Source organism: Mesorhizobium sp. M7A.F.Ca.US.007.01.2.1 (assembly GCF_003998165.1).
In the GTDB taxonomy this organism is placed as follows: Bacteria; Pseudomonadota; Alphaproteobacteria; order Rhizobiales; family Rhizobiaceae; genus Mesorhizobium; species Mesorhizobium ciceri.
The window spans coordinates 21,071-35,582 of the sequence record NZ_RZQP01000043.1; the positions used below are offsets into that span (position 1 = coordinate 21,071).

General features: G+C 59.6%; 12 protein-coding genes and 6 pseudogenes. 11 read left to right on the forward strand and 7 right to left on the reverse strand.

Annotated elements, in window-relative coordinates; all coding sequences use genetic code 11:
- Positions 1-171 precede the first annotated feature (171 nt).
- From EN949_RS10900 to EN949_RS10925, 6 genes and pseudogenes are all read left to right on the forward strand, one after another.
- Positions 172-258: pseudogene (locus EN949_RS10900) on the forward strand (helix-turn-helix domain-containing protein); the annotation flags it as partial.
- A gap of 273 nt (positions 259-531) precedes the next feature.
- On the forward strand, positions 532-2,013 hold the full coding sequence (gene nifB / locus EN949_RS10905; protein ID WP_063169393.1) for a nitrogenase cofactor biosynthesis protein NifB: 1,482 nt from the start codon (positions 532-534) through the stop codon (positions 2,011-2,013).
- 29 nt (positions 2,014-2,042) lie between these two features.
- The gene (locus EN949_RS10910) at positions 2,043-2,237 is read left to right on the forward strand and encodes a 4Fe-4S binding protein (RefSeq protein ID WP_024505232.1); all 195 of its coding nucleotides are present in this window, start codon (positions 2,043-2,045) and stop codon (positions 2,235-2,237) included.
- A gap of 85 nt (positions 2,238-2,322) precedes the next feature.
- Positions 2,323-2,643, forward strand: a complete 321-nt coding sequence (locus EN949_RS10915; protein WP_024505231.1) for a nitrogen fixation protein NifZ — start codon at positions 2,323-2,325, stop codon at positions 2,641-2,643.
- Positions 2,640-2,852: a putative nitrogen fixation protein NifT gene (gene nifT / locus EN949_RS10920; RefSeq protein WP_024505230.1), complete on the forward strand. Its 213-nt coding sequence runs from the start codon at positions 2,640-2,642 to the stop codon at positions 2,850-2,852. Before EN949_RS10915 ends, nifT begins: the two co-directional genes overlap by 4 nt.
- Before the next feature lie 34 nt (positions 2,853-2,886).
- Positions 2,887-3,780, forward strand: a complete 894-nt coding sequence (locus EN949_RS10925) for an SIR2 family protein (RefSeq protein ID WP_024505229.1) — start codon at positions 2,887-2,889, stop codon at positions 3,778-3,780.
- 307 nt (positions 3,781-4,087) lie between these two features.
- On the opposite strand, the gene EN949_RS10930 is transcribed toward EN949_RS10925, so the two are convergent.
- The 4 genes and pseudogenes from EN949_RS10930 to EN949_RS10950 form a co-directional block, all read right to left on the reverse strand.
- A complete protein-coding gene (locus EN949_RS10930; protein ID WP_024505228.1) occupies positions 4,088-4,654 on the reverse strand; it encodes a sugar O-acetyltransferase in 567 nt (188 codons plus the stop codon).
- Between the two features lie 464 nt (positions 4,655-5,118).
- Positions 5,119-6,162: pseudogene (gene nifA / locus EN949_RS10935) on the reverse strand (nif-specific transcriptional activator NifA); the annotation flags it as partial.
- 772 nt (positions 6,163-6,934) lie between these two features.
- Positions 6,935-8,143: a beta-ketoacyl-[acyl-carrier-protein] synthase family protein gene (locus tag EN949_RS10945; protein WP_127371685.1), complete on the reverse strand. Its 1,209-nt coding sequence runs from the start codon at positions 8,141-8,143 to the stop codon at positions 6,935-6,937.
- A complete protein-coding gene (locus EN949_RS10950; protein ID WP_029356603.1) occupies positions 8,144-8,425 on the reverse strand; it encodes an acyl carrier protein in 282 nt (93 codons plus the stop codon).
- 1,758 nt (positions 8,426-10,183) lie between these two features.
- Here EN949_RS10950 and EN949_RS10955 point away from each other — a divergent pair.
- The gene (locus EN949_RS10955) at positions 10,184-10,600 is read left to right on the forward strand and encodes a hypothetical protein (RefSeq protein ID WP_063169404.1); all 417 of its coding nucleotides are present in this window, start codon (positions 10,184-10,186) and stop codon (positions 10,598-10,600) included.
- A 238-nt stretch (positions 10,601-10,838) separates the two neighbouring features.
- Here EN949_RS10955 and EN949_RS37250 read toward each other — a convergent pair whose 3' ends face one another.
- The 3 genes and pseudogenes from EN949_RS37250 to EN949_RS10970 form a co-directional block, all read right to left on the reverse strand.
- Complete coding sequence (locus EN949_RS37250; RefSeq protein WP_244514239.1) at positions 10,839-11,330, reverse strand: cytochrome c; 492 nt, start codon at positions 11,328-11,330, stop codon at positions 10,839-10,841.
- Between the two features lie 41 nt (positions 11,331-11,371).
- Positions 11,372-11,605, reverse strand: a complete 234-nt coding sequence (locus EN949_RS36495; protein ID WP_127312611.1) for a hypothetical protein — start codon at positions 11,603-11,605, stop codon at positions 11,372-11,374.
- A gap of 9 nt (positions 11,606-11,614) precedes the next feature.
- Positions 11,615-11,894: pseudogene (locus tag EN949_RS10970) on the reverse strand (DUF411 domain-containing protein); the annotation flags it as partial.
- 801 nt (positions 11,895-12,695) lie between these two features.
- Here EN949_RS10970 and EN949_RS36500 point away from each other — a divergent pair.
- The 4 genes and pseudogenes from EN949_RS36500 to EN949_RS10990 all read left to right on the forward strand — a co-directional run.
- Positions 12,696-12,900: pseudogene (locus EN949_RS36500) on the forward strand (isopenicillin N synthase family oxygenase); the annotation flags it as partial.
- A gap of 8 nt (positions 12,901-12,908) precedes the next feature.
- Positions 12,909-13,178 (forward strand): annotated as a pseudogene (locus EN949_RS10980) (pyridoxal-phosphate dependent enzyme); the annotation flags it as partial.
- A 278-nt stretch (positions 13,179-13,456) separates the two neighbouring features.
- Positions 13,457-13,620 (forward strand): annotated as a pseudogene (locus EN949_RS10985) (thioredoxin domain-containing protein); the annotation flags it as partial.
- Positions 13,621-13,661: 41 nt separating this feature from the next.
- Positions 13,662-14,512: glutamate synthase subunit beta (locus EN949_RS10990; protein WP_164782345.1), on the forward strand; the 851-nt coding region annotated here is incomplete at its 3' end.

A 14,512-nucleotide genomic window follows, 5' to 3' on the forward strand; every position in this document is an offset into this window, starting at 1 on the left:
CTCCTCTGGAAGGAACCAATCTTTCGGAACGTGGCAATGTCATCGACGAGCTCTCACGGGCCAGCACGATGCCGGTTCGGCGCATCGGCGCCCGCCTGAACACGAGATGGCCACTTGCGATTCTAACGATACGGCCGGACGGGGGCTGGGACCGCGGCGGACGAAGCGTGACGGCTGATCGACACAATGGAGAAGGCCGGCTGGGTTCAGGCTAATGCGGCTCGAATTCTCGGCCTCAAGCTGCGACAAGTCGGCTAGGCGATACGCCGGCATAGTATCGAGGTGAAGGAACTTCTAAGAGCCTGATGAGCCAATCGTCAGGCCAGTGGTCTTGCGCGCCCTGTGCGCGACAAGGAGTGCTTCGTGCTTCTGAACGGATTTGGACTTGCACTGTCGCAAGCAGGACAAAATTGTGTCGCGCCGGCCTGACACAATGCGATATCGACCCGAATAGTGAACTGAAGCCGCTTTTTTCAGTTGGTATGGCTCTTGCACCTTGAACCGCGACGTTACCAGCAACGGAGCCGTTTGATGTCCTCACCGACAGTTTCGATTGAGGGGCCGACTAGCACGACATCCGAGGGTCTTCTGGCAGCCGCGAAATCCGGTGGCTGCGCATCGTCTTCCTACGGCTCGTCGCCGACCAGCCCGGGCGAAGAGGATCCGGCTATTTGGGAAAGGATCAAGGATCACCCCTGCTTTTCGGAGGAAGCGCATCATTATTTCGCGCGTATGCATGTGGCGGTCGCGCCGGCTTGCAATGTCCAGTGCAACTATTGCAATCGCAAATACGATTGCGCCAACGAGAGCCGGCCTGGTGTTGTGTCTGAGAAGTTGACGCCCGACCAAGCGCTACGCAAGGTCATCGCCGTTGCCAACAAAGTTCCGCAGCTTTCGGTTCTTGGCATCGCTGGGCCGGGGGATGCCTGTTACGATTGGGAGAAAACGAAGGCAACGTTCGACCGCGTCATCAGGGAAATCCCCGACATAAAGCTGTGCGTCTCCACTAATGGGCTCGTGCTGCCGGACCATGTCGCCGAGCTTGCCGAAATGAATGTTGATCACGTGACGATCACCATCAACATGGTCGACCCGGAAGTCGGCGCGAAGATCTATCCATGGATCTTTTATGAAAATCGCCGCTACTTCGGCATCGAAGCCGCTCGAATCTTGCACGCGCGGCAGATGCTGGGCCTGGAGATGCTGAGCGCGCGCGGCATCCTCACCAAAATCAACTCGGTGATGATTCCTGGAGTGAACGACCAGCACCTGTTTGAGGTGAACAAAATGGTCAGGGAGCGGGGCGCGTTTCTGCACAACGTGATGCCTCTGATTTCGGACCCGGCGCACGGTACCCACTACGGACTCATCGGGCAGCGCGGCCCAACGGCAACGGAGATGATGGCTCTTCAGGATCGACTTGAAGGTGGCGCCAAGTTGATGCGCCACTGCCGGCAGTGCCGGGCAGATGCTGTCGGCCTGCTCGGTGAAGATCGTGGCCAGGAATTCACGCTGGACGGTATTCCCGACGATGTCGCCTACGATGCTGGCAAGCGTCAGGCCTATCGGCAGGTGGTCGCACACGAGCGCCGTGATCATGAGGCGGCGAGGAGCGAGGCCATCGGTATGGTCAAGGCAACAGACTCCGAAAAGTCGCTTCTGGTTGCGGTGGCCACTAAGGGAGGTGGACGGGTCAACGAACACTTCGGCCACGCGAAGGAATTCCAGGTTTATGAAGTCTCGCCTAGAGGGATCAGCTTGGTCGGGCATCGGAAGGTCGAGCGGTATTGCCTCGGAGGCGGGGGCGAAGACGCCATCCTCGAGGGCGTCATCGCAGCGCTCGAAGGCATACACATAGTGCTATGCGCCAAGATCGGAAATCGCCCGAAGGAACAACTCTCGCGAGTTGGACTGCGCGTAACCGACGCCTATGGCCATGACTACATCGAGACCGCAGTCAGCGCACTTTACGCGGCAGAGTTTGGGATCAGACCACTAGCGGCGACGGCCTGAGCCGTCTCGTCCGATAACCAGGAGTTAGAATGGCTTTAAAGATCATCGCATCCCAATGTACCCAATGCGGGGCCTGCGAGTTCGAATGTCCTTCGGAAGCGATCAAGTTCAAGGGCGACGCCTATGTGATCGATCCAAACAAGTGCACCGAATGCAAGGAGGCCTTCGATACGCAGCAATGCGTGTCGGTCTGTCCGGTACCGAAAACCTGCGTTCCCGCTTGATTCCTACCGAAACGGTCGGGTTCGCCGCACGACGACGCCTGCAACCCGCGACCACAACAAAAGCCTCGAGAAAGGAATGGACAGCATGTGGTCCAGACGCGAACAGGAGGTCGAAATCGGCAGACCGCCACGGTTCATGCAGGGTGAGCGGGTCCGTGCGATACGCCACATAAAAAACGACGGCACCTATCCCGGCAAGGAGATCGGCGAAAACCTCGTGCGGAAGGGCGACGAAGGCTACGTGCGCGACATTGGAACCTTTCTCCAGCAATTCTTCATCTATGCGGTCGAATGGATCGATCGTGGCACGGTCGTCGGCATGCGAGCGCGCGAACTCATTAGCCTCGACAAAGTCGAGGTTCCCTGCGGAGCTGAAGGCATTTCCAACGGGGGAACAGCCGGATGAAAGTAATGATTCGCAGGACCGCTACTGGCTTGTCGGCTTATGTCCCCAAGAAGGATCTCGAAGAGCCGATCACCGAGATTGAGAACGCTGACTTATGGGGCGGGACCGTGACGCTCAGGAACGGTTGGCGGCTCATGCTGCCCGACCTTCCGCGCGACACGCGTTTGCCGATCACCGTCGAGGCGATGAAGATTTCCGACGGGGCCTGATGCCGGTGGGTTCAGTGGCGGAGAGGAAACGCGTATGAACACGATGCTGAGCTGGGACCATCTCGTCGTCGTCCGGGGCAGTTTTGCCAAAAAACTGATTGACCTGCTGAACGGCGCTCTCAAGGCCGATCGAGTGATCCCCTATCTCGGTCCTGGTCTTCTGCAGCTTAACCCACCGGAATCCCCTGTACCTTGCACCCCTGAAGATGTCGCCGCGGCCCTCAACAAGCGGGCGCCTGCCCCTTCCAGGATTCGCACCAATATGTGGTCGGTCGCGCAGTTTATCGAGCAGCGCCGACATCGTCGGACTCTCCAAGCGTGGATGGCGGAGATATTCGCAGCCCCCGCCGAGCCGACCGTTCTTCACGCCTGGCTCGCAACCCTTCAACTGTCTGTCATCATCGACAGCTGGTACGATGGCGCCATGCGAGCAGCCCTTGCAGAGGCCGGCCAAACAGACGTTGTCGAGATACAAGGAACGACGCGCGCGACCGGAATCGGTAACATCTGGACGAGAACTTACGATTTGTCAGGAACAGAACTCGAGGCCGAACAAGTGGCTAGGACGGTGCTCTATGCGCCGCACGGCAGCGTCAGGCCGGCGGCAAACTTCCTCGTGGCTGATTCCGATTACGTCGAAGTCCTAACCGAAATTGATATCCAGACGCCGATCCCGGACGCGGTGAAGCAACGGCGCGTCAACCGGGGTTTTTTCTTCGTGGGCTGCCGCTTCAACGATCAGATGCTGCGCACATATGCCAGACAGCTGATGAAGCGCTCCACTGGCCCACATTTTGCGGTGATCGATTCGGCTACGCTGACCAGAAACGAACGTCGTTTCCTTGCCGAAGGCGCAATCACGGTCATCGACATGCCGATCCGCAACGCCGCGGCTCGCCTCGTCGGGGTCGATGCTAGCCAGGATTAATGGCCGGCGATTGCTGGTGAGTCGCTGCTTGCCTCCAAGGGCGAAAACTCAGTTGGGAATACATTCGTGAGCAGTAATGCTAGTGGCAGCACAACGTAGGCTCTGAATTCGTTGGGCCATGTGAAAGGGTCCGCTGCTGCGGGACGTGAGCACGTTGCGGCGGCATTACGCACATGATCTTGTGACCCCCGTGGCAAAAGAACTGAAGCGCCCGAGTCGCGACAACATATGCAGCGCTCAATGGCTTCGACAAAAATTCGGCACAGTTTCGACAGTTCGCATGCACCTCCAGGGTCAACGAGGTTGATTATGCCTGTTTATGTGGGTCGGCCACGCGAGCAGGAATTCCCACTACCTTTGCCCCGGCGGGAACATCTCGTGTGACCACGCAGCCAGCGCCTACCACTGCATTATCACCAATCGTGACGCCAGGCAGAATGATTGCTCCACCGCCGATCCAGACACGGCTGCCAATGTGAACAGGACGCCCGACCTGCAGGCCGGCCTGCCGCTGCTCGGCATCATGTGGATGATCGGCGGTATAAATCTGCACAGCAGGCCCAATTGCCGTTCCTTGCCCGATTTTGACCTCTACCACGTCAAGAATAACGCAGTTGAAGTTGATGTAGGCATTGGCTCCAATGCGGATATTGAATCCGTAGTCGCAAAAAAAGGGCGGACGGATGACCGTTCCGCGCCCAACCTCTCCCAGCCGCTCGGACAAAAGCTCATGCCAATGCCCCGTGGTCTGCCCCAGCGTATCATTGTACCGCTTGAGCCAAGCCCCGGTTGCCAACAGGTCAGCTTGGATCTCCGGATCCGCCGCATTGTAAAACTCGCCTGCGAGCATCTTTTCTTTTTGGCTACGCATCATAGTCTCCCGTCAGGTCGTGTCCCGTACAGTGATGCAGGAACGCACATCAAACTGCCTCGGCAACTTTGTAACTCGATCTTGCCGGGCGCGCGGTCGGTCACGAGCCGGGGCGACAGTTTCGTCTCGACCAACTTCCAAGAATTTGGATATCGGAGATCAACCGGTCGCAGGGGCCAATACCTGACGAAGTCGGCAACTGTCCAGCGGTCGAACTCACTTTCATGCCCATCTCAGATTGCGTGATATCGAGCGGTAAGCCATCAGCTAATGTATCGACCAGGTCCCGCCAGAGGATTACTCCTTTTTAGTTTGTCAGTCGCAGAGCCCCAGTACGACTGGTGGTAGAAAGCACACGGCCGGAATCTTGGCAGCGCTGTTCACACCCACTTCGTAAGCCTGGCCGATGGGCTCGGCGCCAGAGCACCAATGCTTGACCTGCTCCAGCTCTTGCTCGGCGGGTTGTTTCAGAGACGCTTGATCTCGATACCGCGTTTTCTCAGCACGTAGCCGATCTGGCGCGGGGTCAAACCGAGCAGGCGCGCCGCCTTTGCCTGCACCCAGCCACACTTTTCCATGGCAGCAATGACCGTATCGGCATCGGGCACCCTACCACGAGTCGTGGCAGGGCCTATCGGCGCTTGCCCGTCGCCGACGGGCGGGGCGGCACAGGCGGCGGAAGGCTCGATCGTAGTCGACTTCTCTGACGTCGGCTGTCCGTTCTTCCACAGCGCCGCGGCCAAGCACTGATCCGCGTAACAGGCAAAGTCAGTTCTGAGGATTGATGGACCCGTCGCCAGAACTGCCGTCCGTTGAACGCAGTTTTCGAGCTCTCGGATGTTACCTGGAAATTCGCAGTTCATTAGCACCTCAATCGCTTCGGGAGCGAAGGTCAGCGTGTGATCATTCTCAGTATTGAAATTCTTGAGAAACTGAGCGGCCAAGAGCGGAATATCACCTCGCCTTTCGCGCAATGCCGGCACGCGTAAAGTGACGACGTTGATGCGATAATAGAGGTCTTGCCGGAACTCCTTGCGTTGAACTGCCGTTTCCAAGTCCCTGTTCGTTGCGGCAATCACGCGAACATCAACTTTAATGGTGTGGTTGCTGCCGACGCGCTCAAACTCCTGCTCCTGCAGGACACGCAGCAGCTTAGCCTGGAACGAACCTGATATTTCGCCAATCTCGTCCAGAAACAATGTGCCTTTGTCGGCAGCCTCAAAGCGCCCCTTGCGCAAACTGCTCGCGTCGGTGAAGGCACCCTTCTCATGACCGAACAAGTCAGATTCCAGAAGCGTCTCGGTGAGCGCCGCGCAATTGACCTTGATGAAGGGCTGCTTGGCGCGAGGCGAGAGCTCGTGAATGGCTTTGGCAACCAGCTCCTTGCCGGTTCCGGATTCACCTCGCAACAGGACCGTAGTCTTCGCCTTGGCCACCTTGACAAGGTGCTCACGCAGCTTGCGCAGCGCCTGACTATCGCCAAGCATCTCCTTGCTGATCTTTTTACGTTCCATTTGGCAGCCCATCCCACTCCGCCACCCGCCGGTAGAACTGCACTGGACGGTGAGCTGTGTTGTATTTCGCCATCATCATTCTCGATCTCACCTTTGTTGCTTCGAAATTTCCGGCGCGCGGACCCCCTCGGCAAATGGCAATGGCGCCTGAGCATCGTTGTCTTTCACCAGGACGAGCGTCTTCTCCTCCGTGCGGGCGCCCGCAATATGCGCGCTTGTTTGCGCAGGCCTTTACTCGACCGGTCGCCGTTCTGTCCGGCTTCTGCCGCACCGCAGCCTGCAAACCCATCCTTGACAAGAAAGGAGGGGAGTCAATCGAGCTCTCCTTGCATTCGTGCAAGGAAAATTGTCAGTTTGATAGAATTCTATCAAAACGGCAGAAACGCCCCGCCCCCAATTTGGCTGTACCTGCGGCGTTCAGCTTACGTGACGACATGTGCGGACTTGTCCCAATTGCCGTCCGAGTTGTGCGGGAAACAGTAGCCGCTGCGCTGTTCGCTTCAACCGCGTGATGCCGCTGACAGTAGAGGCGGCGGCTCGTCGAGCGAGGCTTCATTGTTCGGCTACTAAAGCGGCTGTGCTTTGGTGGGAGTTGGTTTCGCCCAAGTTCTGGGCCTGGGGGCGTCTAGCCCGTTTCGCCGCACAGGCTCCTCCCACATCGTCGAGGCCGAGAAGGAGGGACCCCACAGCCCTCCCTGTATCACAATGCCCCGCCCCTCAAGCAGCTAGATACGACAGGTGACCTCGAATGAGGCGTCTTGCATGGCTTCTACACCTGCCTGAATGCCAGAACTGCGTTCGTACCGCCCATGGCGAAGGCGTTGCTCATGGCGACGCGCACCTTGCGCTCCCGCGGCACATTGGGTGTGATGTCGAGGTCGCAAGCGGGATCTGGCTCGCGATAGTTGGCGGTCGGCGGCACGACGTCCTCTTGGATTGCCATCACGCAGGCGATCATTTCAAGCGCGCTCGCTGCGCCGAGGCAATGCGCGTGCGTGGACTTGGTGGAAGAGATGGACATCGAATAAGCGTGGTTTCCAAACACACGCTTGATCGCCGCCGTTTCAGTCTGATCATTGCTCTTGGTACCGGTGCCGTGCGCGTTGAGGTAGTCGACGTCCTCGGCATTCAGCCCGGCATCGGCAAGGCAGGCGCGCATCGCCGACGCTGGCCCCTCGACAGATGGCGCGGCAATGTGGAAGGCATCGGCGGAAAGGCCGACGCCGGCGATCTCGGCAAGAATTGTGGCACCACGCCTCGTGGCATGCTCGTAGCTTTCCAGCACGGCCATGCCCGCACCCTCGCCCAGCACCAGGCCCTTCCTATCGGCGGAGAAGGGCCGGCAGGTATCGGGTGAAAGCACGCGCATTGCTTCCCATGCTTTCAGCACGCCCCATGCGAAGGGTGCGTCGCTGCCTCCGGAAACCATTACGTCGGCCCGGCCCAGCTTGATCTGGTCCACCGCCGAGGCGATCGCATGGTTGGCCGAGGCACATGCGGAGGTCACCCCGAAGACCGGCCCGCGCAAGCCGAGGCTCAAGCTAAGATGGACGGAAGCGGCGCTGGGCATCACCTTTACTCCAGTGAAGAGTTCAGCACGGATTGCGCTACCCAAAAGCAGTGAGCGGTAAGTTTGTTCTGTTGCGTACGAACCGGTAAATCCGACGCCCACTGTCGCGCCGAAGCGATGGGCATTCCCCTCGTCGCAGGAAAGTCCGGCCTGCCGCATGGCTTCGCGCGCTGCAAGCACGGCGAGCAAGCTGAAGCGGTCCATGGAGATGAGCTGCTTGCGATCGATGTCGTGCTGGGGCAGCGCCTTGATCTCAGCGCCGGTCATGCCCTCCAGGTCATGAAGCTCGGAATTGGCGATCGGGCCGATGGCGGAGCGGCCTTCGCGCATCTCTTTCCACATAGAGGCGGCCTCGGTGCCCAGTCCGCACAGGCCGCCCACTCCGGTGATAACGACGCGCCTGTCCATTCAAGCCTCCTTCGCAAGCAAGCCGCGGACGGCTTCCACGACGTCGCCGACATTCTTGAGATTGGACCAGGCATCGGCCGTGTTCATGTCGATCTTGATGCCGTAGGCCTGCTCCACATCCCAGAGGACGTCCGCCAAACCCAGCGAATCGAACCCGAGCGCGTCCAGTTCCGTGGCGATTGTTATCTCGCCGACGAATGACGCAGGCATTCCCTCACCGCTCTCCGACTCGGCGCGTTTCTTGATCAGGGCAATGACGTCCGTTGCGAATTGATCGGCCATTCTGTTTCCTGTCTTTCTTTCCCGCGTTTCGACCTGGACGCGGCTCAGTTCCTGAGGCGCGCCGCGTCGCGAAAGCCATCACGCTTGGGCAACTGACAAAACCCAATGCTCATAAAGCCGGATCAGGTCCGGCCGGTGTGTGGCGTAGGTGCAGTATGACGATGTGAGCCGCTACACGTGCGCGTCTCCCGGTCTGTCCATAGGCTCGGAAGAAGTCGGACAGTTTGACATGGCCGGTCAGTTGCAACTCCCTTTCCCAGCACTCCACTGCCCGGTAGAGCGCATGAAAAATCTCCTTTCGGGCGGTTTCTTAAGACGCTCGCCACGCCATGAGGCAGTGGGGGCATCGGTGTCCATCAGGTGCTTCTGCCCATGCAGGATTCCAGAACATTGATGAAATCGTTTGTTTCGATGAAAGGCATCCACACTTTGGATGGTTGACCACGCTTTTCAAAGATCGTGAACTACATCTCCTCGTTGTGCTCGACGCACTCCGGACAAGTAACCTCATGGGCGCGGCATGCAGGATTAACCGAGCCCAGCCGGTCATGAGTGCGGCCTTGCCGGGTCGGGCGATAGGCAGTCATGCCCTGCCCTTCCTGCGGGTCAAGCACTCCGAAAAAACATTTCCCCCATAAATGCTAGATCTTCCGTTGCCTTTTCGCGTCACAGGCCGTCAAACGCCCGGCCGTTCACAACAGTGATCCGGCAAGTGTTTGGCTGCGCGAGACGATGCTGCAGGGAGTCGTCCTGCATGGCACTTCGCTATGATGCTGCGGTGCCGTCTAACGGCGCCTCGTGCTTGAACGCACTGAACGGCCACCGCGATCAAAATCGATGGTTCGAGGACCGTTGATCATCACCCCGCCAGCCTCGATCTTGTTTGCCGCCACGAGAGCGACACAGAGACTGCTGGTGAAGATGCCCGCCTGCCCGCTATGTTCCGGATGGTTGACCATCCCGGATGGACCCATCGAGGGTGTCAAGGCGAGCATGAGCACAGGCGCGAACAGTTCACGGGCAGGCGCGACGGTGGCCGCAAAGCAACGTCGCGCCAGCATGCGATCTCAGCAGGATCGGCACCATCCTGTCAGGGAGCAATGCGAGTGGCTGGCTTAGCCGCTGCGACGCTGCCCGGCATCGCGTTCAATTGATCTGGCGCCTTAAATGCAGGAAGGCTTCGCGGCCGGTACGAGGCGCATCCCTCCTCCGAAGCAGCACGCCCAAGTATCATCACAAGCCCCGAGCGCCCGCGTTCGGCGATGTCCAATTTCCGACAATGTCGGAATACAGTCAGATCTGCTGGATTGACTTTAAATGGTTTTCTCATTTGGCACAGCGCATGCTGGTTATCCGGAAACACGTGACCGACCAACAAGAAGTCGCATGACACAACCGAAGCCATCCATGTCTGACGGGCTGCCCAGGATACCTACTGCGACCGCGCTTGCCCGGTGACGACCGCTCCGGCTCCGCCCGTTACCGACGAGGCAAAGTGACGGATTTCCTGCGTTTCAACGACATGGAGGTGGTTGTCATTCCCGCTGGGGGACAGACTCGGCCTGTTCAAGGCATTGCGCGAAGGCGGCAAGATGACGGCCACCCGTGCGCGAACTCAAGGAGCGCAGCCTGTATCGTGTATCAGGCAAATAGGCCGTCGGTCAGTGACCTTGACACAGGGGACATGCGCAAGGTCCTGAAGTTTGATGCAGCGATAGAAGGGTGCCAATGACAACAATAGCTTACAGGAACGGAACCATGGCTGGCGACGGCCGAGCCTTGGGTTTTGACTCAGTATCCGTCGGTGAGAAAACGAAGGTGTTTCGCTTATGCGACGGCACACTCATCGGCGTTTCCTCTTCGTCCTTGGGTATTCCAAAGGCCGTTCGAGACTGGGTTGAGAAGGGCATGGATGTTTCTGATATTCCTGTGCCGCGCAACGACGACAATTTTGAATTTGAGGCGCTGATAGTGCGCAAAAATGGGGAAGCCGTATTGTTGGACGGCAATTGGCTGCCAAGTGATCCCGTGAAAGGTGAATATTATGCCATCGGGAGCGGCAAGCAGTATGCTTTGGCCGCGCTGGTTTTGGGCAAGTCAGCTAAGGAAAGCGTCGAAGTTGCCGCGAAACTCGACGTTTGGACTGGTGGCACAGTCACTGCCATAACTCACTAAACCCGCCTTTCGGCGGGAGTGTGACAGTGCGAGCGTGGAAGTAGGGCGCCACCCCGGGGCACGTCGAGCCCTGTCATGTGAGCTGGTCCATAAGCGCGCGAAAGCGTCCAGTTGTGGCCAAAAGCACGATTTGCGACAGAACCGGCCCGCTTCTATGAGTATGGGCCGCTTTTTGCGGCCAGCGTGCTTGCCATCCTGCCGCCAGTGGCCGTCGCCTTCTTCTTCCAAGGTTACCTCGTCATGAAGTAGAGCACCACGATCTTGTCGGAGAGATCGGAAGGCGGACGGCCCTTCCGTCCGCGTCGGCCAGTTCGAAAGGCGGCGCGGCCTGCTCGTCGATCGCCTGGAAGAACCTCTCCGCGCTGTCCCTCATCTTGTCGAGATCGGCGCCCGGATGGTGGGCCAGCGCGGAGGTCCCGAGGATCAGCGCCAGAAATTGAATCGCAAGCGACGGTTTCGCTTTCATGGACAATGCATTCCGGTTGGGGGCGTTCGAGGGCTCCGCGGCTAGGATTGGTCTCACTGTGTCTGCTCCCGCTCCCGGCGGCTCATCTGCCTGATAGGCGCGTTCCCGCTCGGGCCATGTGCTTTTGATGAAGGCCAGAACGGCCCGGATCTCCTCGTCGGTGAGGACATTCCCGAAGCCCGGCATGTCGCTCTGGTAGCCGCCGCCGACGACCGCGGCCGGTCCCGGCGCCGGCATGCGTCCCGAAGGCAGCGGGCTTTCCAATCGCGCTGACCTTCGCCTGGCTAAAACCGTCTTGCCTAGCGCTATCGCCGCGGCCGGGGCGCGGCCATCCGGTTGGCGAGCCAAGGCAATGTCCAGACCAATCCGAGGCCTGCCGCGGCCACGCATCGATAAGAGGACCGACGCCCTTCTCCTTTGCCGCCGCTGGAGAACAGGTATTTGATCAGCGCGGCCGTCCCGAGGACGAGCACGACGACGACAAGCAGCCACACCAGGCCCGTGCCGAACATCATCATGCCGCTCATGCATTCCATCATCGAAGCCTCCTATTCCGTGGCGTAGATGCCGCCGGTCGCGTCAGACTTTCGGATTTCGAGAATCTCGAAGGGCGCTTCCTTCGTGCCACTCATGCCGGGGGAGCCCATCGGCATGCCGGGCAGCGTCATGCCCTTTGATGTCGGGCCGCTCGGTCAAGAGCTTGTTGACCGTGCCGACCGGCACATGGCCGCTCACCACATAGCCGTCGATGAACGAGAGAAGGCAGCCATCGGCTTCCGGCGGAATGCCCTCTTCGCGGCTCATGGCGAAAAGGTCGTGAGTCGGCCTTGACGGTGATTCCTGGAAGGCCGATTCCAAGGCGAGCTGGCTTGAAGGCCGCGGTCCGGATGGTCGACTAGGCAGCTTGGTTCCACGATCGCAATGCTTGATCGCTTCATTGCAGGCCATGGGCTCTCGCCCCCTCCTTTTGCCACACGAGGCGCCAGCTCACGTGTTGTTGTTGGCGTGCGCCCCGGCAACCGCTTTCACCAGCCGCTCCAGCGATCCCGCGCGCTCCAGCTCCGCAAAGAATGATGCGGCGTGACGCTACCCAGCCGGTGCTTCTCGGCCTTCCAATTAAACTGTCTCGACGAAAGAGCCGTCTCCGTTGCTCCGGTCTCGGTGTTGAGTTCTCTAAGGCTGCGCCACACCTTGGTCCCCACGCCGGCAAATGATCTCACTATGCAGCCCGTGCTCGCACGCTCTCAAACTAATTACCGCTGCTGCAACACGCCGCCTGGCGGCCTGCACCGAAAAGCCGACAGGGGTGCATCTGAATAGCCGTGAACCCAGGTCTCAAAGACCATCCGGCGCGACGAGCGGACGCACCGCACGTGTGACACCCGCCTTGTGGGGCAGGGTTGCCTTTCTCAATCCCGGCGTTGGTCGGCGTCCCAATGAGCAGCAAGCTATTATCGGCCGCCGAATCTTAGTGGCTTCGTCGAGAGCCTCAATCAACCAAGCGGCGAAAGCCCCGCTAGAGTCTCCGCCCGCCTGTCGCTATGAAGCAGTTGCAGCCAGCGCTGCTTCAGGCGCATGAACTCGCCCGATGCAATGATTTCCGTCGCCCTGGGTCTTTCGAAGGGCACTGTTTCTATTCCCTTCTTCTTCGGCGCGCGGCTTGATGCCGACATACGGTTTCTTGACCTGCCGCCTGAACTGGCTGCCGAAGCGGGTGCCCCGCCAGCGACCCCGACAATCCCCTGTTCCGCAACTGCTGAAGAGCCGACTGCGCTCGCATCCCGATATTGCGCAACGGCACTATGCCGACATTCTGGAGACCGCAGCCGCATGAGCCTCGAGATGTTCCGCCGACCGTCGACAAAGGCGTCCTCTCGCCTGCGTCCGCCATTTGTCAGTGCTCGATCTGATTGGGGAGACGCCGGTCGTCGAACTGAAGAGATTCGATACCGGCAGGTGTCGTCGCTTCGTCAAGATCGAAAGCCAGAATCCCGGCGGATCGATCAAGGATCGCATTGCGTTGTCGATGATCGTTAATGCCGAACAGCGTGGCACGCGCGGGGCGGTACAATCATCGAAGCGACCGCTGGCAACACAGGGCTCGGCCTGGCCATCTGGCGGCACGAAGCGCGTGATCGCGTGTCCAAAAGCTGACAGCGTCAGACAAATGTCAGGTTCATTACAACCAACATCTGGGCACTGACGAGGTTTTTCGAAGCAATGGGCGCTAACTGCGCGCTGAGCGCGTTGGCATGGCTTTTGAGACTGAGTGACTGTGACTGCACTCAATGGGGCAAGACGAGCGATGCGCTCCTCCCTGAACCCGTGTGCCGTCTCTGAGAGGAAACCAGCTCGTGCAGAAACCTTTGGAAATAGCTTTGGACCGCAACGTGGTATTGCAGATGGAGTCCCCGGCTCCTTCGATTAGAGTCGAGAACTGGCTGCATGGCGAGCCCCTCACGAGCTTTGAGCCCGGCAAGTGTACATAGTCGAATTTTGGGCAACTTGGTGCGGCCCATGTGTGGACGGGATGCCCCATCTGATCCAGCTGCAGGGCGTCGCCAGGCGCACCATCTGGACAGCAGGAACTGGACTATGGGCAAGGTAACAGGCTTTCTCGAAATCGACCGGCAGGTGCACAAGTACCAGCCGGCCTCCGACCGCATCCGGCATTTCCGCGAATTCACGCTGCCGATGTCCGACAAAGAGGTCGAGAAACAGGCCGCGCGCTGCATGGATTGCGGCATTCCGTTCTGCCATGGGCCGACGGGCTGCCCGATCCACAACCAGATCCCGGACTGGAACGACCTCGTCTACAATGGCGACTGGGACAATGCGATCCGCAACCTGCATTCGACCAACAATTTCCCGGAGTTCACCGGCCGCATCTGCCCCGCACCTTGCGAGGAAGCCTGCACGCTGAACCTCGAGGACATCCCCGTCGCCATCAAGACGGTCGAGCAGGCGATCGCCGACAAGGCTTACGAGACCGGCCATATCAGGCCCTATCCGCCGGAGAAGAAGACCGGCAAGCGCGTCGCCGTCATCGGCTCCGGCCCGGCCGGCATGTCGGCTGCCCAGCAGCTCGGCCGCGCCGGCCACGACGTCCATGTCTATGAGCGCGAGAGCCGGCCCGGCGGGTTGATGCGTTACGGCATTCCCGACTTCAAGATCGAGAAGCACTATATCGACCGGCGCATCGAGCAGATGCAGGGCGAGGGCGTCACCTTCCATTGCGGCGTCAATGTCGGCGTCGACAAGCCGGTTGCCGAGCTGCTCGCCGAACATGACGCCGTGCTTTATTGCGGCGGTTCCGAAACGCCGCGCGCGGCCGGCATTCCCGGCGACGATCTCGGCGGCGTGCATGACGCGATGCCCTATCTGGTGCAGCAGAACAGGCGTGTCGGCGGCGAACCGATCCAGTCGGTGGCGTGGCCGTCGCATCC